Below are 17627 nucleotides of genomic sequence, written 5' to 3' on the forward strand. Positions count from 1 at the left end.
AATAAAAAAGCCCATATCATTGATATCAATGATATGGGCCTGCGGAATTAATAAGAATTAGTCGTAATGATTAACAACAATCTGTCGGGTGCTATCACCAGGCACCGTGTATAGCTGCGTTGTCACACCTCTCATCGGCGTAGCGGCGGGTGTTTGCAGAGTTGAAACGTGGATAGTGTTGCCGCAACGCTGCTGCAACTGTGCGTTTACCACTTCTGTACTGCACGTTGGCGCGGTCACTTTTCCACTGATGGTTAATGTTGCGGTGTCGGAGGCAAAAACAGGTACGCTTATCCCATAAGCCGAAACTATAATTCCCATCAGCAAATATTTTTTCATAGTGAGTAATTGTTCCTCTGGTGAACGTCAAACAGTATGCAGGCCGTCCTGATGAGCAGTATGAACGTATCGATACCTTAAAACCAATTGAAAAAATAAATCAGTAGGATAGGTATGATCAATTCAAATAATGTTTTTGCCGATTATTTCAGATAAACACCTGTCTGTTTAAGCAGGAATTAACAATGCGGGGGCTATTATTTTATTAATACATTCACTGCATCAATATATATTAATGCAGTGAATGTCATATTCTCTTTGGAATACGTCAGGAGGATTACACCGCGCGGAAGGCGATTTCTCCCGGAATCACTTCACCCTGCCAGTAAAGCTGTGCCGCAACGCGATCGGCCAGTTCGCGATAGATCGCGGTAAATTCGCTCTCCGGACGGCTAACCACCGTCGGCGTACCGCGATCAAGATCTTCGCGCAGACTAATATGCAGCGGCATCTGACCCAGAAGCTGAGTATGGTATTTTTCCGCCAGCTTCTGCGCGCCGCCCGTGCCGAAGATCGGTTCGTGATGGCCGCAGTTGCTACAAATATGCATACTCATATTTTCCACAATGCCGAGCACCGGCACTTCCACCTTCTCGAACATCACGATACCTTTTTTGGCGTCGATTAGCGCGATATCCTGCGGCGTAGTCACCACCACCGCGCCGGTAACAGGAATGTTCTGCGCCAGCGTTAGCTGAATATCCCCGGTTCCCGGCGGCATATCCAGTACCAGATAATCCAGATCCGGCCACAGCGTCTCCTGCAACATCTGCATCAGCGCCTTACTGGCCATTGGGCCGCGCCATACCATCGCGTTATCGTCAGTCACCAGATAGCCGATCGAGTTGGTCGCCAGGCCGTGAGACATAATCGGCGCCATATGCGTACCGTCTGGCGATGTTGGGCGCTGATCTTCTGCGCCAAGCATGGTTGGGATCGACGGACCGTAAATATCGGCATCGAGAACCCCGACCTTTGCGCCTTCAGCCGCTAACGCCAGCGCCAGGTTTACCGCCGTGGACGATTTCCCCACCCCGCCTTTACCGGAGCTCACGGCAATGATGTTTTTCACGCCATTAATGCCAGGCTGATTTTTGACGCGTTTCAGCGTCGCAATGTTGTACGACAGTTTCCAGTCGATCGCTTTTGCGCCCGTAATACGTAACAGATCGGCGCTGCATTGCTCTTTTAATACCTCAAACGCGCTGTTCCAGACGAACGGCATGACCAGCTCAACGTGCAGCGTATCATCCATCCAGGCGACGTGGTGCAACGCCTTAAGCGTGGTGAGGTTATGCTTCAGGGTTGGGTGCTGAAAATTCGCCAGCGTCCCGGCGACCATCGCTCGCAGGGTATCTGGTGATTTGGCCTGGGATTGTTCGTTCATCCCGACTCCTTTTGTAGTTCTGAAAAGTACGATTGTAACTTTGTAGTTTACTCCAGCGGTAACAATTATTCATTTACGGATAAATGCCCTTATCGATTGGCGCAGTAATTACCATTTTGGTACTATCAAAGCCCTTTTTTACAACAGAAGAAGTAATACCCACTATGACTCAAGTCGCGAAGAAAATTCTGGTAACGTGCGCGCTGCCGTACGCCAACGGCTCTATCCACCTCGGCCATATGCTGGAGCACATCCAGGCTGATGTCTGGGTCCGTTACCAGCGAATGCGCGGCCATGAGGTTAACTTCATCTGTGCCGATGACGCTCATGGCACGCCGATCATGCTGAAAGCGCAGCAGCTTGGTATTACGCCGGAGCAAATGATCGGTGAAATGAGCCAGGAGCACCAGACCGATTTCGCCGGTTTTAATATTAGCTACGACAACTACCACTCAACGCACAGCGACGAGAATCGCGAGCTGTCCGAGCTGATTTATACGCGCCTGAAAGAGAACGGTTTTATTAAGAACCGCACCATCTCTCAACTCTACGATCCGGAAAAAGGCATGTTCCTGCCGGACCGATTTGTGAAAGGCACCTGCCCGAAATGTAAATCCGCAGACCAGTACGGCGATAACTGTGAAGTGTGCGGCGCGACCTACAGCCCGACCGAACTTATCGAACCGAAATCCGTGGTGTCCGGCGCGACGCCGGTAATGCGTGACTCCGAGCACTTTTTCTTTGACCTGCCGTCATTCAGCGAAATGTTGCAGGCGTGGACCCGCAGCGGCGCGCTGCAGGAGCAGGTGGCGAACAAAATGCAGGAGTGGTTTGAATCCGGCCTGCAACAGTGGGACATTTCCCGCGACGCGCCGTATTTTGGTTTCGAAATCCCGAACGCGCCGGGCAAATATTTCTACGTCTGGCTGGACGCGCCGATTGGCTATATGGGCTCCTTCAAAAATCTGTGCGATAAGCGCGGTGACACGACCAGTTTTGATGAGTACTGGAAAAAAGACTCCGATGCCGAGCTGTACCACTTTATCGGCAAAGACATCGTCTATTTCCACAGCCTGTTCTGGCCTGCCATGCTGGAAGGCAGCCACTTCCGTAAGCCGACCAACCTGTTCGTTCACGGTTACGTGACGGTGAACGGCGCGAAGATGTCTAAGTCTCGCGGCACCTTTATTAAGGCCAGCACCTGGCTGAAACACTTTGACGCCGACAGCCTGCGCTACTACTACACCGCGAAGCTTTCTTCACGCATTGATGACATCGACCTGAACCTGGAAGACTTTGTCCAGCGCGTCAATGCCGATATCGTCAATAAAGTAGTCAACCTGGCCTCGCGTAACGCCGGTTTTATCAATAAGCGTTTCGACGGCGTGCTGGCGGCTGAACTGGCCGATCCGCAATTGTATAAAACCTTTACTGACGCCGCTGCGGTGATTGGCGAAGCATGGGAAAGCCGTGAATTCGGTAAAGCTATCCGTGAGATTATGGCGCTGGCCGACATCGCTAACCGTTATGTTGACGAGCAAGCGCCGTGGGTGGTGGCTAAACAAGAAGGCCGCGACGCGGACCTGCAGGCCATTTGCTCAATGGGCATCAACCTGTTCCGCGTGCTGATGACGTATCTGAAACCGGTACTGCCGACGCTTTCTGAACGCGTTGAAGCCTTCCTGAACAGTGAGTTGAACTGGGATGCCATCGAACAGCCGCTGCTCGGTCACAAGGTCAACACCTTTAAGGCGCTCTACAATCGCATCGACATGAAGCAAGTTGAAGCGCTGGTTGAATCGTCTAAAGAAGAGGTGAAAGCCGCAGCCGCGCCGGTTACCGGCCCGTTAGCCGACTTCCCGATTCAGGAAACCATCACCTTTGACGATTTCGCCAAAATTGACCTGCGCGTAGCATTGATTGAAAATGCTGAGTTCGTAGATGGTTCTGACAAATTGCTGCGTCTGACGCTGGATCTGGGCGGCGAGAAGCGTAACGTCTTCTCCGGCATTCGTTCCGCCTACCCGGACCCGCAGGCGCTGATTGGCCGCCAGACGGTAATGGTCGCCAACCTCGCGCCGCGCAAAATGCGCTTTGGCGTCTCCGAGGGAATGGTGATGGCCGCAGGACCTGGCGGGAAAGATATCTTCCTGTTAAGCCCTGATGACGGCGCGAAGCCTGGCCAACAGGTGAAATAAGCAACAAGCCGGAGCATGCTCCGGCTTTTTTAACCGCTTAATCCTGACTGGCATATCACCCCATCCGCGTGTTTTAACTTTTTCCTTAATAAGCAATAGCGTTAAGACTCCATATCCGGACTGCTAAATAACGGCTAAAAGTCATATTCTATCTCTCCCTGATACATTGCTATTACTGGGTTAAATTAATTCATTGAAATTATTTTAAAAACCCAATCATTATATAAAATGGAGTTTTAGATGAAAATTTCTGGCAAGTTATTGTCCGCGGCTTTGGCTTCCGTACTGGTGTTCTCTCTTGCTGGCTGTGGCGATAAAGAAGAATCAAAGACCTTTAACGCAAACCTGGCGGGGACAGAAATTTCAATTACTTACACCTATAAAGGTGACAAAATCATTAAGCAGACGTCTGAAAGTAAAATCAGCTATGCCACTGTAGGCGCTAAAACGAAAGAAGATGCCGCCAAAATTCTCGATCCGCTGAGCGCGAAATATAAAAATATCGCCGGAGTGGAAGAAAAATTAACCTATGAAGATACCTATGCCCAGGAAAACGTCTCTGTGGATATGGAAAAAGTGGACTTTAAAGCGTTACAGCAAATCTCAGGGACGATGGTGTCCGGCGATACCAGCAAAGGTATCAGCATGAAACAAACCCAGACGCTGCTGGAAGCTGCTGGTTTTAAAGAAGCGAAATAACTGGCAGGCATAATGTATTGCATCGACTGGTAAAGTCGCTCAGGGCGCTGCTTCGGCAGCGTCTTTTCTTTATGAATTCCGAAAAAAGACAGCCTCGCTGTAAGTCCCCTCGCCAAAGCCTATAATCCCTGAATTCTTGGCCACACCAATACTTAACGACAAGGAATTGTTATGCAGGTTCTACGTCTTATGGCACTGCCACTATTCGCGCTCTCTCTATCGGTTAGCATAACTGGCTGCGATCAGAAAAACGATACTCTCCAGGGAAAGCAAAATAACATGACAGCGTTTATCAAGAAGATAGCCGCTAGCAAAGAGTCAGAGGAAACACAACGCTATGTAGGTAATCTCAACGGTATTGAAATCAAGTTAACCTATTACTACAAAGGGGATATCGTTTTACGTCAAATATCTGAACATAAACTACTTTATAAGACCCTGAAAGCCAATAATAAAGAAGAAGCACAAAAAATGCTGAGTCAAGTCGGCGAAGCTTATCAGGGTATGCCGGGTTTGACTGAACGAATCGACTATTATGATAGCTATGCTACGGAATATGTGGATATTAATTTTACCCAGGCAAAAATAAGCGACCTCTGTAAATTGCCAGGATCATCAATTGACAACTGTTCCGCGTACTATCTGTCAATGATTCGCTCGCAGAAACTGCTGGAAGAGAGCGGATATCATAGAATCAATTAGTATAATAATGCGTTTTCCCGGTCAGACAGGACGCTGCCGGGAACAATACCGCAGAATTACTTCGCCGCGTGTTCACGGGCTGCCAGACCGCGCAGAAAATAACGCATAAACTGATCGCCGCATTCGCGGAAGTTCTTATGGTCCGGCGCGCGCATCATCGCGGTGATCTCTGGCATTGAGACACGAAACAACTGACCGGTAAGTATCGCCAGGATATCATCTGTTTTTAGCGAAAAGGCGATACGCAGCTTTTTCAGCACAATATTGTTGTTGATACGACGTTCCGCCGTCAATGCAGGCGCCGCCTCATCTTTGCCGCGTTTTTCATAAATGAGGCCATTGAGAAATGAGGACAACACGATATCCGGGCAACGCTGAAACCCCTCTTCCTCTTCTTTGCGCAACCAGATTGCAATCTGCTCCGGCGTAGCATCAACGTTACCCAGCGCCAGGATACGCGCCAGATCGGTATTATTAGCTTTTAAAATGTAGCGCACGCTACGCAGAATATCGTTACTCAGCATGAGGCCTTCGGTCGTTTCTATGGCAAAACGATATTCTAACAGTCTTTTACAGGCCAATCGCCTCTTTTAAACTTTTCAGATAGCGACGGCTTACCGGCACCGTCAGGCCGTTGCGTAAAATCAGCTCTGCCTGCCCATTATCCTCCAGCCGTATTTCCTGCAAATGGGCCATATTCACCAGAAACTGACGATGACAACGCAGTAGCGGCGTCCGGCTTTCCAGCGTGCGCAGCGTCAGCTCGGTAAACCCCTCTTTCCCTTCACTGCTGGTCACATAAACGCCGCTCATACGGCTACTGACAAAGGCGACATCATCCATTTGCAACAAATAGATCCGGCTGTGTCCGGTACAGGGAATGAATTTAAGCGCCTGCTGGTTTTCCGGCAACAACGAAACATCCTGTTTACTGCGCTCCTGACGCAGACGATGTAACGTTTTTTCCAGCCGTTTCTCCTCTATCGGCTTGAGCAGATAATCAAAAGCGTGTTCTTCAAAGGCTTTGATGGCGTATTCGTCAAACGCGGTTAAAAAAACGATATACGGGCGGTGTTCCGGATCAAGCATTCCTACCATCTCCAGTCCACTGATACGCGGCATCTGAATATCCAGAAACAGCACATCAGGTCGCAACTTATGTACCGCGCCAATCGCTTCTACCGCGTTCGCGCACTCTCCCACAATCTCAATGTCATCCTGCCCCTGGAGCAAAATCCGCAGATTTTCCCGCGCTAACGGCTCATCATCCACAATCAGCACTTTAATCATGCGTCCTCCTCCAGTGGAAGTCGTAATGTAATTCGGGTAAAACAGTCCGGCTCGCAGGCCACGCTAATACCATAATCATCGCCAAAGTGTTCGCGCAGACGTTTATCAACCAGACTCATCCCCAGCCCGCTACTGCCGGCGGAAGGCTGATACAGTCCCGCATTATCCTCAATATCTAACATCAAATGCTGCCCTTCGCGCCGGGCGCGAATAGCGACGTTGCCGGTATCAAGCAGTTGCGACGTGCCATGTTTAATGGCGTTCTCAACAATCGGCTGTAATGTAAACGCAGGCAATTTCTGACGTGAAAGCGTCGATGGAACATCAAGCTGTACCTGCAGACGCGACTGAAAACGCGCTTTTTCAATTTGCAGATAAGCGTTTACGTGTTCAATTTCATCCGCCAGCGTGACGATTTCCGACGGGCGTTTTAAATTTTTGCGAAAAAAGGTCGACAAGTACTGCACCAGTTGGCTGGCCTGTTCGCTGTCGCGGCGAATCACCGCTTTAATGGTATTGAGCGCGTTAAACAGAAAATGCGGGTTCACCTGCGCGTGCAACAGCTTGATCTCTGACTGCGTCAGCAACGCCTTCTGCCGTTCATACTGCCCGGCCAGGATCTGCGCGGATAAAAGCTGCGCAATACCCTCTCCCAGGGTGCGGTTAATTGAGCTGAACAGTCGGTTTTTCGCTTCGTACAATTTAATGGTGCCCATGACTCGCTGATTTTCGCCACGCAGCGGGATCACCAGCGTCGAACCGAGTTTACACTGCGGGTGTAGCGAACAGCGATACGGCACTTCGTTGCCATCGGCATAAACCACCTCTCCGGTTTCAATTGCTTTCAGCGTATAACCTGATGAAATGGGTTTGCCCGGTAGATGGTGATCGTCGCCAATACCAGTAAAAGCCAGCAGTTTTTCGCGATCGGTGATGGCGACGGCGCCAATATCCAGCTCCTGATATAACACCTGCGCCACCTTCATACTGTTCACTTCGTTAAATCCCTGACGCAGAATCCCCTCCGTTGACGCGGCGACCTTCAGCGCGGTAGCAGAAAATGCCGAAGTATATTTTTCGAACATGGCGCGCTTATCGAGCAAAATACGCATGAACAGCGCGGCGCCAACGGTATTCGTCACCATCATCGGCGCGGCAATATTACTGACCAGATGCAAGGCATCGTCAAACGGCCTGGCTATCAGTAAAATGATCAGCATCTGCACCAGTTCGGCAATACACGTAATTGCTCCCGCCGTCAGCGGGCTAAACACTTTGTCCGGGCGTCCGCGACGTATGAGAACGCTGTGTACCAACCCGCCCAACAGCCCTTCGACGATGGTGGAAATCATACAGCTCAGCGCCGTCATGCCGCCCATAGAATACCGATGTAACCCACCGGTCAGACCGACCAGCCCGCCGACGACCGGCCCGCCGAGTAGGCCGCCCATCACCGCGCCAATTGCGCGGGTATTGGCAATCGAATCTTCGATATGCAGCCCAAAATAAGTGCCCATGATGCAGAAGATAGAAAACGTGACGTAACACAGAAGCTTGTGCGGCAGACGAACCGTGACCTGCATAAGCGGGATGAACAGGCGCGTTTTACTCATTAGCCACGCAATGACCAGAAACACGCACATCTGCTGAAGCAGCAGCAACACCAGATTAAACTCGTACATACCCGCAAACCACACTTCAATTAAAAGCGCGTAACATACATTGAGTACGATTAACTTTCTTTGAACTGTTGCATAAAAATATGAATTCGTGAATACGATCACTTAAACGCCGCGCCGCAACCCGCTACTTCGCGTTTTAATGCATAAAAAACAGGCAAAACTTCCTGGTTCCTAAAAGAGCGTCTAAAGTTAAACCGGGACCTCGCGAGCAAGGGTGAAACGATGGCGCTTTACACAATTGGTGAAGTGGCTTTGCTTTGTGATATCAATCCTGTCACGTTGCGCGCGTGGCAGAGACGTTATGGACTTTTAAAACCACAGCGAACGGATGGCGGTCATCGTCTGTTTAACGATGCCGATATCGACAGAATCCGCGAAATCAAGCGCTGGATAGATAACGGCGTCCAGGTCAGCAAAGTCAAAGTGCTGCTCAGTAGCGACAGTAGCGAACAACCTAACGGCTGGCGCGAACAGCAGGAGATCCTGCTGCACTACCTGCAAAGCAGTAATCTGCACAGTTTACGGTTATGGGTCAAAGAACGCGGTCAGGATTATCCTGCCCAAACATTGACCACTAACCTGTTCGTCCCACTGCGGCGACGATTACAGTGCCAACAACCCGCCCTTCAGGCGCTGCTCGGCATTCTTGACGGTATCCTGATCAACTATATTGCGCTCTGCCTGGCGTCTGCGCGTAAGAAACAGGGAAAAGATGCGTTGGTGATCGGCTGGAATATCCATGATACCACCCGCCTGTGGCTGGAAGGTTGGGTCGCCAGCCAACAGGGATGGCGAATCGACGTGCTGGCGCATTCGCTTAGCCAGTTCCGCCCGGAACTGTTTGACGGCAAGACGTTACTGGTATGGTGCGGAGAAAACCAGACGCTGGCGCAGCAGCAGCAACTCCTGGCATGGCGCGCCCAGGGACGCGACATTCATCCCCTTGGCGTTTAAACAGAAGCTAACAAATTCGCTTTAATGTATACTCCTTTTATTAACATAAGGAGTACATAATGCGCGTAGCGAAAATCGGGGTGATCGCCCTTTTCCTGCTGATGGCTATTGGCGGTATCGGCGGCGTGATGCTGGCAGGTTACAGTTTTATTTTGCGTGCCGGGTAAGCACGCGCGTCAGCCTTTCAAACAGGCGATCGATAATGATCGCCGCCAGCGCCACCAGCAGCGCCCCCTGGATAACATAGGCCGTATTAAAGCCGCTAAGCCCGATAATGATCGGCGTGCCTAACGTACTGGCCCCCACCGTTGAAGCGATGGTCGCCGTACCAATATTGATAATCACCGAGGTTCGGATGCCCGCCAGAATCACCGGCGCGGCCAGCGGCAGCTCAACCTGATACAACTGTTGGCGACGGCTCATTCCCATACCGCTGGCAACGCTCATCACGCTGGCAGGCACCGCGCCCAGCCCGGCCAGGGTCGCCTGCAGGATGGGCAACACCCCATACAGGATCAAGGCGATAATGGCCGGTTGCTGACCAAAACCCATGACGGGTACCGCGATCGCCAGTACCGCGACCGGGGGAAAGGTCTGCCCGACGGCGGCGATAGTCTCCACCAGGGGACGAAACTCTTTCCCACTTTCTCGCGTGACCGCAATCCCTGCGCCGACGCCCACCACGACGGCAAACAAACTTGAGATGCCCACCAACCAGAAATGGGCGAGCGCGAGGGCGGCAAAACTCTCCTGTTGGTAGACCGGGCGCGGTAAATCGGGAAACAGCGCGGCGAAGAACGGCTGGCTATAAGGCAATCCAAACAGCAGAAGCAAGAACAGAACAATAAGCCAGAGAAGCGGATCACACAGTCGTTTCACGGGGGGACGTCTCCGAAAGCAGATCGCGGAAATGGAGCGTACCGCAGGGCTCGCCCTGCTGATTCGCCACCGGCAGGACGTCGCACCGACGGGCGACAAACATCGATAGCGCATCGCGTAGCGTCATCTCTTCCACCAGCGCGTCGCCGCTGAGCTGTTCATGCCGACGTACATAATCGCCTACGCTACGTAACGAAAGCAGCCTTACGCCCAGCTCGCTGCGGCCAAAAAATGCCTGCACGAAATCATTTTCCGGCGAGGTCAGCATAGAAAGCGGCGATCCCTGTTGGATAACGTGGCCCCCGTCCATCAGCACCAGATGGTCGGCGAGGCGTAGCGCCTCGTCGATGTCGTGCGTCACCAGTACGATGGTGCGCCCCAGCAGCTGATGAATGCGGGTCATCTCCTGCTGCAATGCGCCGCGCGTTACCGGATCAAGCGCGCCGAAAGGCTCGTCCATCAGCAATACCTGCGGATCGGCAGCCAGCGCCCGCGCAACGCCGACCCGCTGCTGTTGCCCGCCGGAAAGCTGATGCGGATAGCGATCGCGCAGCGCGCTTTCCAGACCCAATAATGCCATCAGTTCATCAATACGATCGTTAATCCGCGCACGCGACCACTTTTGTAGTTGCGGTACGGTGGCGATATTTTGCGCCACCGTCCAGTGGGGAAAAAGGCCGATAGACTGAATGGCATAGCCCATGCGACGGCGCAGTTCAAGCACCGGCAGGCTGCGGATCTCTTCCCCGGCAAAACGGATCGTTCCGCTATCATGCTCTACCAGCCGGTTAATCATCTTCAGAGTGGTCGATTTTCCCGAGCCGGAGGTGCCAATTAACACCGAAAAGCTGCCTTCGCTAAAATGCAAATTGAGGTCGCTAACAGCCTGTTGATCGCCGAAGGTTTTACTGACATGGTTAAATTCAATCATCGGTTGCTCCCTTCAGAAACGCGATCCATAAATCAAACAGCGCGTCGATCACTACCGCCAACGCAATCACCGGAATGACGCCCAACAGGACTAAATCAATGGCGCTGCTCAATAGCCCCTGAAACACCAGCGCGCCGAAACCTCCCGCGCCAATCAGCGCGGCGACGACGGCCATTCCCACTGTCTGGACCATTACTACCCGCAGGCTACGTAAAAAGACCGGCAGCGCCAGCGGCAGTTGCACATGCCTGAAGCGCTGGCCGCTACTCATTCCCATGGCTCTTGCGCTCTCCAGCACATCGCGCGGCACCTGATTGAGCCCGGCGACCACGCCGCGCACCAGCGGCAATAACGCATAGAGCACCAGAGCTATCAGCGCAGGCGTCATGCCGGTTCCCGCGACGCCGAATGCGGCAAGCCACGGAAACTGTTTCACCAGCCCGGCCAACGGCGCGATCAGCAGGCCAAACAGCGCGACGGAAGGGATAGTCTGGATCACATTCAGTACGGTAAACACCGGCCCCTGGCGCGAGGCGGAAAAATAACACCAGACGCCCAACGGTAATCCGATCGCCAGCGCCGGCAGCACCGTGCCCGCCAGTAACATCAAATGTTGCACCAGCGCGGCATCGAAAACATCCTGGCGGTTGGTATACTCTTTCAGAAGCGAGAGGTTGTCGAACGTGCCTGAAAACAGCAGCGCCAGCGGGACAATGACAATTTGCGCGTGCAGCAACCAGCGCCACAGCGGCCCAGTGGTAATACGGCGGATCGCATCGCTACAGGCCAGCAACATCAGACCGAGGCCCAGCCACAATCCACTTCCCAGACTGGTACGCGCCAGCGGGCTGCCCTCCTGCGCCAACTGGGTCGCCGCCCTGCCGACTCCCCACAGCATGACAATAAAAAGCGTCTGCGCCATCATCAGCGTCAGTACGCTACCGCGTTTACCGGGTACAAAGCACAGCGTAAACAGCGCGCATCCCGCGCCAGTCAGCATCCAGATGGTCGCCGGCCAGATCTCCCATAACTGGCGCCCCTCGCCGCTCACCAGACGATTCGGGGCGTAATTAATGAAAGGCAGCGCGACAGCAAGCAAGGTCAGAACAACCAACAGCAACAGCACACGATTAACCGTGATTTTTTTGGCAGCATCACTCACAGATTACTTCACCCACCCTTTTTGTCGGAGGTAATCTGCGGCGACTTTTTTCGCATCCAGCCCTTCTACGGCGATTCTGGCGTTCAACTGTTGCAGCGTTTTCTCATCAAGGCTGGCGAAAACGGGCTGCAGCCAGTCGGCTATCTGCGGATAGGCCTGTAACACCGATTCACGCACTACCGGCGCGGGGGCATAGATAGGCTGGACGCCTTTTGGGTCGCTCAGGGTTTGCAGACCCAGCGCGGCGACAGGGCCGTCGGTGCCATACGCCATCGCGGCGTTAACGCCGGATGTTTGTTGCGCGGCGGCTTTGATCGTGACCGCCGTATCGCCGCCCGCCAGCGACAAGAGCTGGTTCTGATTCAAGGTAAAATCATAGGCTTTTTCAAATGCCGGCAGCGCATCCGCCCGTTCGATAAATTCCGCAGACGCCGCCAGTTTAAAAGTGCCGCCCTCTTTCAGATAACGGCTGAGATCGGCAAGCGAGGAGAGTTTATTTTTTTCCGCGATGTCCTGACGTATCGCGATGGTCCAGGTGTTGTTGGCCGGCGCAGGCGTCAACCAGACCAGCTTATTCTGCTCCGCATCCAGTTTTTTGACTTTCTCAAAGCCTTGCTTTGCATTTTTCCATGCCGGATCGTTTTCATCTTTAAAAAAGAACGCCCCGTTACCGGTGTATTCCGGATAGATATCCAGCTCTCCGGCGGTAATCGCGCCACGAACGACTGGCGTCGTCCCGAGCTGAATTTTATTGACCGTTTTAACGCCGTGGCTTTCCAGTACCTGCAAAATCATGTTGCCAAGCAGTGCGCCTTCGGTATCAATCTTTGACCCGACCGTCACGGGCGATGCCGCCTGTAGAGGTAAACTCACCGTCGCCAGCAACGCCAGCGAACTTACCCATAGCTTTGAGATCGTCATGATGCTTTCCTCATCCTTTTACGGCCTTTTTCAGAGACTTGAGAAAAAAGCATAGTTGAAAAGTCTGCGTTTAACCTGGGATTTTCCGCCAGTTTAAGTGACGTGGCAGGCAATAAAAGGGGGGACAGGAAAAGTCATTGCCAGACAGGGCGCTGCTATCGCGCCCTGTTGACGGCAGGCTTACAGTAGCTCGAACGATCCTTGTTTAACGCGAGCGGAATCCACGCCGATAAAGACGTTGAACTTGCCGGGTTCCGCGTCATATTTCATCTGCTGATTCCAGAACTTCAACGCCTCGATATCAATCGGGAAACTCACGGTTTTACGTTCGCCGGGCTTGAGGGTGATTTTTTCAAAGCCTTTTAATTGCTTCACCGGGCGGCTCATTGACGCCGTGACATCCTGTAAGTACATCTGGATGACCGTAGCCCCTTCGCGTTTACCGGTGTTCGTGACCTCTACGCTGGCCGTGACTTTGCCGTCGCGTTGCATTGTCGGTGAGGAGAGCGTGACGTCAGACACCGTAAATGTGGTGTAGCTCAGACCGTAACCAAACGGATAGAGCGGGCCATTCGCTTCGTCAAAATAACGTGAGGTGTATTTGTTTGGCTTTTCAGGATTATACGGGCGTCCCGTATTGAGATGGCTGTAATAGACCGGAATTTGTCCCACCGAACGCGGGAAGGAGATCGGCAGTTTGCCTGACGGGTTGTAATCGCCAAACAGCACATCGGCAATGGCGTTGCCGCCTTCCGTCCCGGCAAACCAGGTCTCCAGAATCGCATCGGCCTGTTGATCTTCTTTTACCAGCGCCAGCGGTCTGCCGTTCATTAATACCAGTACCAGCGGCTTACCGGTGGCTTTCAGAGCGGTGATTAAGTCGCGCTGACTCTGCGGAATGGTGATATTGGTACGGCTGGAGGCTTCATGCGCCATCCCCTGCGACTCGCCTACCACTGCGACCACCACATCGGCCTGTTTCGCCGCCTGTACGGCCTCATCAATCATCGCCTGCGGTGAGCGCGGATCGATTTTCACCGCCTCTTCATACAGGTTTAAGAAATCGACGATGCCTTTATCATTAGTGATATTCGCCCCTTTGGCATAGAGGATCTTCGCCCCGTCGCCGACGGCATTTTGAATACCCGCCAGCACCGTCACTGACTGATTCGCGACCCCAGCAGCAGACCAGCTTCCCATTACATCACGTTGACTGTCGGCCAGCGGCCCAACAACGGCAATGGTGCCCGATTTTTTCAGCGGCAGCGTTTCCAGCCGGTTTTTCAGCAGTACCACACTTTCCCGCGCCACTTCCCGTGCCTCTTTACGATGCAGGCGGCTTTCGGCATTGGTGTCCACCGGGTCGCTCTCTTTCGGCCCCAGATGGCTATAGGGGTCGTTAAACAATCCCATGTCATATTTTACGTTGAGCACATGGCGCGTCGCGTCGTCCAGTTCCGCCATCGTCACTTTGCCCGACTTAATCAGACCCGGCAGATATTTGCTGTAATACTCATCCGCCATGCTCATATCCACCCCTGCCTTTAGCGCCACGCGCACCGCATCTTCCGGGTCGGCCGCGGTACCGTGTTTAATCAGTTCTTTAATAGCGCCGTGGTCGGAAACGGTAATTCCCTTAAAGCCCCACTCATCGCGCAGGACATCTTTCAATAGCCAGGAATCTGACGTCGCAGGCGTGCCGTTCAGCGAGTTCAGCGCCACCATCACCGCGCCGCTCCCCGCATCCAGCCCCGCTTTGTACGGCGGCATGTAGTCATTAAACAGACGCTGGGAACTCATATCCACGGTGTTGTATTCTTTACCGCCTTCAACGGCGCCATAGGCGGCAAAATGTTTCACGCTGGTCATCACCGAATAGCGGTCCGCCGGGCTTTTGCCCTGCATCGCTTTCACCATGGTTTCGCCCATGATAGAGGTTAAATATGTATCTTCGCCAAAGCCTTCGGAGGCGCGTCCCCAACGCGGATCGCGGGAGACATCCACCATCGGCGCCCAGGTCATATTCAGGCCGTCGTCCGCCGCTTCATACGCCGATACGCGTCCTACGGTTCTTACCGCATCCAGATTAAAAGAAGAAGCCAGACCGAGGCTTATCGGGAAGACGGTTCGCTGGCCGTGTACCACGTCATAGGCAAAAAAGAGAGGAATTTTCAGGCGGCTCAACGCCATCACCTGATCCTGCATTTGACGGATATCCTGGCGGGTGACGGTATTGAAAATCGCCCCTACCTGCCCGTCTTTGATCATCTCGCGAATCGCTTCTTTCGGGTTATCAGGGCCGACGCTAATCAGACGTAACTGACCAATTTTTTCATCAACAGTCATTTTCTTGAGTAAATCCGTGACGAACGCGTCGCGCGCTTCGGGCGTCAGCGGGTGATTGCCAAACAGGTTTTCCGCCAATGCTGGCTGCATCGCCAGACTCACAGCAACACCTACTGAACATAACCATTTCATGTTGAGTCTCTCTTTATCTTTATCCCGACGAGGCGGTAAAAACAGAATAAAAACCGCAGTTTGCCATAAGCCTAAACGCGAGAGGAGAAGAAAGCGAAGGTTATTCTCCTAATTTTCCGCACAGTCGAATACACAACCGCCAGCAAATGGTATCAAGGCGGCAAATGAATACCACCAACACAGAAACAATTTGAATGAGAAAGCGTATTGTCATACAAAGCGCTATGCTTAACGCTGATATTTTGTCCCACCACAAGGAGTGGAGAATGTCTTCCATAACAATGACTGATAATAAAACGTTCCTGAATGAGCTGGCCCGCCTGGTAGGCCATTCTCACCTGCTGACAGACCCCGCCAAAACCGCCCGCTATCGCAAGGGTTTCCGTTCCGGTCAGGGCGACGCGCTGGCCGTTGTTTTCCCGGGTTCATTACTGGAACTGTGGCGTGTGCTCAACGCCTGCGTTAACGCTGACAAAATTATTCTGATGCAGGCCGCCAACACCGGTCTGACGGAAGGCTCCACGCCGAACGGCAACGACTACGATCGCGATATTGTGATTATCAGCACCCAGCGGCTGGATAAGCTGCACTTACTGGATAACGGCCAACAGGTTCTGGCCTGGCCCGGTACGACGCTCTATGCGCTGGAAAAAGCGCTTAAACCGCTGGGCCGTGAACCGCACTCGGTGATTGGTTCGTCGTGTATCGGCGCGTCGGTCATCGGCGGTATCTGTAATAACTCCGGCGGCTCGCTGGTGCAGCGCGGCCCGGCCTATACCGAGATGTCGCTCTTTGCCCGTATTGACGACCAAGGCAAACTGCAACTGGTCAATCATCTGGGTATCGATCTTGGGCATACGCCGGAGCAGATCCTGAGCAAGCTGGATGATGAACGGATTAAAGATGAGGATGTGCGTCACGATGGTCGTCATGCGCACGATCACGACTACGTGACGCGGGTACGAGATATCAACGCCGATACGCCCGCCCGCTATAACGCCGACCCGGACCGTTTGTTTGAATCTTCCGGCTGCGCCGGAAAACTGGCGGTTTTTGCCGTTCGCCTTGATACCTTTGCAGCGGAAAAAAATCAGCAGGTTTTTTATATCGGCACCAATCAGCCCGCGGTACTGACTGAAATCCGTCGGCATATTCTGGCGAACTTCGACAATCTGCCAGTGGCGGGAGAATATATGCATCGCGATATCTACGATATTGCGGAGCAGTACGGTAAAGATACCTTTCTGATGATCGATAAACTCGGCACCGACAAGATGCCATTCTTTTTCACGCTAAAAGGCCGAACCGATGCGATGCTGGAAAAAGTAAAATTTTTCCGTCCGCATTTCACCGACCGCGCGATGCAGAAATTCGGCCATCTGTTTCCCAGCCATCTGCCGCCGCGAATGAAAAACTGGCGCGATAAATATGAGCATCATCTGCTGTTAAAAATGGCGGGAGACGGCGTCGCAGAAGCGCAACGCTGGCTGAATGAATTTTTTAAATCCGCTGAGGGCGGTTTCTTCACCTGTACGCCGGAAGAAGGCAGCAAAGCCTTCCTGCACCGCTTCGCCGCTGCTGGCGCAGCGATTCGTTATCAGGCCGTACACGCTGATGAAGTGGAAGATATCCTGGCGCTGGATATCGCCCTGCGCCGCAACGATACCGACTGGTTCGAGCATCTGCCGCCGGAAATCGACAGCCAACTGGTACATAAACTCTATTACGGTCACTTTATGTGCCACGTTTTTCATCAGGACTATATCGTGAAGAAAGGCGTCGACGTCCATGCGCTGAAAGCGCAAATGCTCGAGTTGTTGCAGGCGCGCGGGGCACAATACCCGGCGGAGCACAACGTTGGACATCTGTATAAAGCGCCGGAAACGCTGACGCGTTTTTATCGGCAAAATGACCCGACCAACAGTATGAACCCCGGTATCGGCAAAACGAGTAAGCGGAAATTCTGGCAGGAAAATACGCCCGACGAAACGCATTAACACCGTGC

16 protein-coding genes and 15 other annotated features are annotated in these 17627 nt (G+C 52.8%); of the genes, 6 read left to right on the forward strand and 10 right to left on the reverse strand.

Features of this window, described 5'->3' with window-relative positions:
* Window positions 1-57: 57 nt before the first annotated feature.
* The gene (yehE, locus tag STM2153) for a putative outer membrane protein (RefSeq protein ID NP_461097.1) occupies window positions 58-357 on the reverse strand. Within the gene, window positions 58-339 belong to an annotated coding region; the region does not span the whole gene.
* Window positions 352-357 (reverse strand) — a ribosome-binding site (putative RBS for yehE; RegulonDB:STMS1H002297). It overlaps the preceding gene by 6 nt.
* Window positions 358-616: 259 nt before the next feature.
* The gene (gene mrp / locus STM2154) for a putative ATP-binding protein (RefSeq protein NP_461098.1) occupies window positions 617-1737 on the reverse strand. Within the gene, window positions 617-1726 belong to an annotated coding region; the region does not span the whole gene.
* Window positions 1732-1737, reverse strand: a ribosome-binding site (putative RBS for mrp; RegulonDB:STMS1H002298). (Overlaps the previous gene by 6 nt.)
* A 133-nt stretch (window positions 1738-1870) precedes the next feature.
* Window positions 1871-1876: a ribosome-binding site (putative RBS for metG; RegulonDB:STMS1H002299), on the forward strand.
* Between mrp and metG the strand changes: the two genes are divergently transcribed.
* From metG to STM2156A, 3 genes are all read left to right on the forward strand, one after another.
* Window positions 1871-3924, forward strand: a protein-coding gene (gene metG, locus STM2155; RefSeq protein NP_461099.1) for a methionine tRNA synthetase. Within the gene, window positions 1891-3924 belong to an annotated coding region; the region does not span the whole gene. Its footprint overlaps the feature before it by 6 nt.
* A 228-nt stretch (window positions 3925-4152) precedes the next feature.
* Window positions 4153-4158 (forward strand) — a ribosome-binding site (putative RBS for yehR; RegulonDB:STMS1H002300).
* Window positions 4153-4623, forward strand: a protein-coding gene (gene yehR / locus STM2156) for a putative lipoprotein (RefSeq protein NP_461100.1). Within the gene, window positions 4165-4623 belong to an annotated coding region; the region does not span the whole gene. Its footprint overlaps the feature before it by 6 nt.
* 171 nt (window positions 4624-4794) lie before the next feature.
* On the forward strand, window positions 4795-5325 hold the full coding sequence (locus STM2156A) for a putative 16.9 kd lipoprotein precursor (RefSeq protein NP_461101.1): 531 nt from the start codon (window positions 4795-4797) through the stop codon (window positions 5323-5325).
* A 56-nt stretch (window positions 5326-5381) separates the two neighbouring features.
* On the opposite strand, the gene yehS is transcribed toward STM2156A, so the two are convergent.
* The 3 genes from yehS to yehU all read right to left on the reverse strand — a co-directional run bounded on the left by yehS (window position 5382) and on the right by yehU (window position 8310).
* Window positions 5382-5857 (reverse strand): putative cytoplasmic protein gene (gene yehS / locus STM2157; protein NP_461102.1). Within the gene, window positions 5382-5849 belong to an annotated coding region; the region does not span the whole gene.
* Window positions 5852-5857: a ribosome-binding site (putative RBS for yehS; RegulonDB:STMS1H002301), on the reverse strand. (Overlaps the previous gene by 6 nt.)
* Before the next feature lie 38 nt (window positions 5858-5895).
* Window positions 5896-6626 (reverse strand): putative regulator gene (yehT, locus tag STM2158; protein ID NP_461103.1). Within the gene, window positions 5896-6615 belong to an annotated coding region; the region does not span the whole gene.
* Window positions 6612-8310, reverse strand: a protein-coding gene (yehU, locus tag STM2159; RefSeq protein ID NP_461104.1) for a putative sensor/kinase in regulatory system. Within the gene, window positions 6612-8297 belong to an annotated coding region; the region does not span the whole gene. Before yehU ends, yehT begins: the two co-directional genes overlap by 15 nt.
* Window positions 6621-6626 (reverse strand) — a ribosome-binding site (putative RBS for yehT; RegulonDB:STMS1H002302). It overlaps the preceding gene by 6 nt.
* Window positions 8305-8310, reverse strand: a ribosome-binding site (putative RBS for yehU; RegulonDB:STMS1H002303). (Lies within the gene yehU.)
* 197 nt (window positions 8311-8507) lie before the next feature.
* Window positions 8508-8513: a ribosome-binding site (putative RBS for yehV; RegulonDB:STMS1H002304), on the forward strand.
* On the opposite strand from yehU, the gene yehV reads away from it, so the two are divergent.
* Both yehV and STM2161 read left to right on the forward strand, forming a co-directional pair.
* Window positions 8508-9251, forward strand: a protein-coding gene (yehV, locus tag STM2160) for a putative transcriptional repressor (MerR family) (RefSeq protein NP_461105.1). Within the gene, window positions 8520-9251 belong to an annotated coding region; the region does not span the whole gene. (Overlaps the previous feature by 6 nt.)
* A gap of 52 nt (window positions 9252-9303) precedes the next feature.
* Window positions 9304-9309: a ribosome-binding site (putative RBS for STM2161; RegulonDB:STMS1H002305), on the forward strand.
* Window positions 9304-9418 (forward strand): putative inner membrane protein gene (locus STM2161; RefSeq protein NP_461106.1). Within the gene, window positions 9311-9418 belong to an annotated coding region; the region does not span the whole gene. It overlaps the preceding feature by 6 nt.
* Here the strand turns inward: STM2161 and yehW are convergent.
* The 5 genes from yehW to bglX all read right to left on the reverse strand — a co-directional run bounded on the left by yehW (window position 9399) and on the right by bglX (window position 15634).
* Window positions 9399-10146, reverse strand: a protein-coding gene (gene yehW / locus STM2162; protein NP_461107.1) for a putative ABC-type proline/glycine betaine transport system, permease component. Within the gene, window positions 9399-10130 belong to an annotated coding region; the region does not span the whole gene. The two genes, STM2161 and yehW, sit on opposite strands and share 20 nt — an antisense overlap.
* Window positions 10114-11074 (reverse strand): putative ABC-type proline/glycine betaine transport system, ATPase component gene (gene yehX / locus STM2163; protein NP_461108.1). Within the gene, window positions 10114-11061 belong to an annotated coding region; the region does not span the whole gene. The genes yehW and yehX overlap by 33 nt, the downstream gene beginning before the upstream one ends.
* Window positions 10141-10146, reverse strand: a ribosome-binding site (putative RBS for yehW; RegulonDB:STMS1H002306). Its footprint overlaps the gene before it by 6 nt.
* The gene (gene yehY / locus STM2164; protein ID NP_461109.1) for a putative ABC-type proline/glycine betaine transport system, permease component occupies window positions 11054-12243 on the reverse strand. Within the gene, window positions 11054-12223 belong to an annotated coding region; the region does not span the whole gene. Before yehY ends, yehX begins: the two co-directional genes overlap by 21 nt.
* Window positions 11069-11074: a ribosome-binding site (putative RBS for yehX; RegulonDB:STMS1H002307), on the reverse strand. (Overlaps the previous gene by 6 nt.)
* Window positions 12227-13156 (reverse strand): putative ABC superfamily transport protein (bind_prot) gene (gene yehZ, locus STM2165; RefSeq protein ID NP_461110.1). Within the gene, window positions 12227-13144 belong to an annotated coding region; the region does not span the whole gene. The genes yehY and yehZ overlap by 17 nt, the downstream gene beginning before the upstream one ends.
* Window positions 12238-12243: a ribosome-binding site (putative RBS for yehY; RegulonDB:STMS1H002308), on the reverse strand. (Overlaps the previous gene by 6 nt.)
* Window positions 13151-13156: a ribosome-binding site (putative RBS for yehZ; RegulonDB:STMS1H002309), on the reverse strand. Its footprint lies within the gene yehZ.
* A gap of 168 nt (window positions 13157-13324) precedes the next feature.
* Window positions 13325-15634 (reverse strand): periplasmic beta-D-glucoside glucohydrolase gene (gene bglX, locus STM2166; protein NP_461111.1). Within the gene, window positions 13325-15622 belong to an annotated coding region; the region does not span the whole gene.
* Window positions 15629-15634, reverse strand: a ribosome-binding site (putative RBS for bglX; RegulonDB:STMS1H002310). It overlaps the preceding gene by 6 nt.
* A gap of 242 nt (window positions 15635-15876) precedes the next feature.
* Window positions 15877-15882 (forward strand) — a ribosome-binding site (putative RBS for dld; RegulonDB:STMS1H002311).
* Between bglX and dld the strand changes: the two genes are divergently transcribed.
* Window positions 15877-17619, forward strand: a protein-coding gene (dld, locus tag STM2167; RefSeq protein NP_461112.1) for an NADH independent D-lactate dehydrogenase. Within the gene, window positions 15889-17619 belong to an annotated coding region; the region does not span the whole gene. It overlaps the preceding feature by 6 nt.
* The last annotated feature ends 8 nt before the right edge of the window (window positions 17620-17627 follow it).

Source organism: Salmonella enterica subsp. enterica serovar Typhimurium str. LT2, assembly GCF_000006945.2.
Classification (GTDB): Bacteria; Pseudomonadota; Gammaproteobacteria; order Enterobacterales; family Enterobacteriaceae; genus Salmonella; species Salmonella enterica.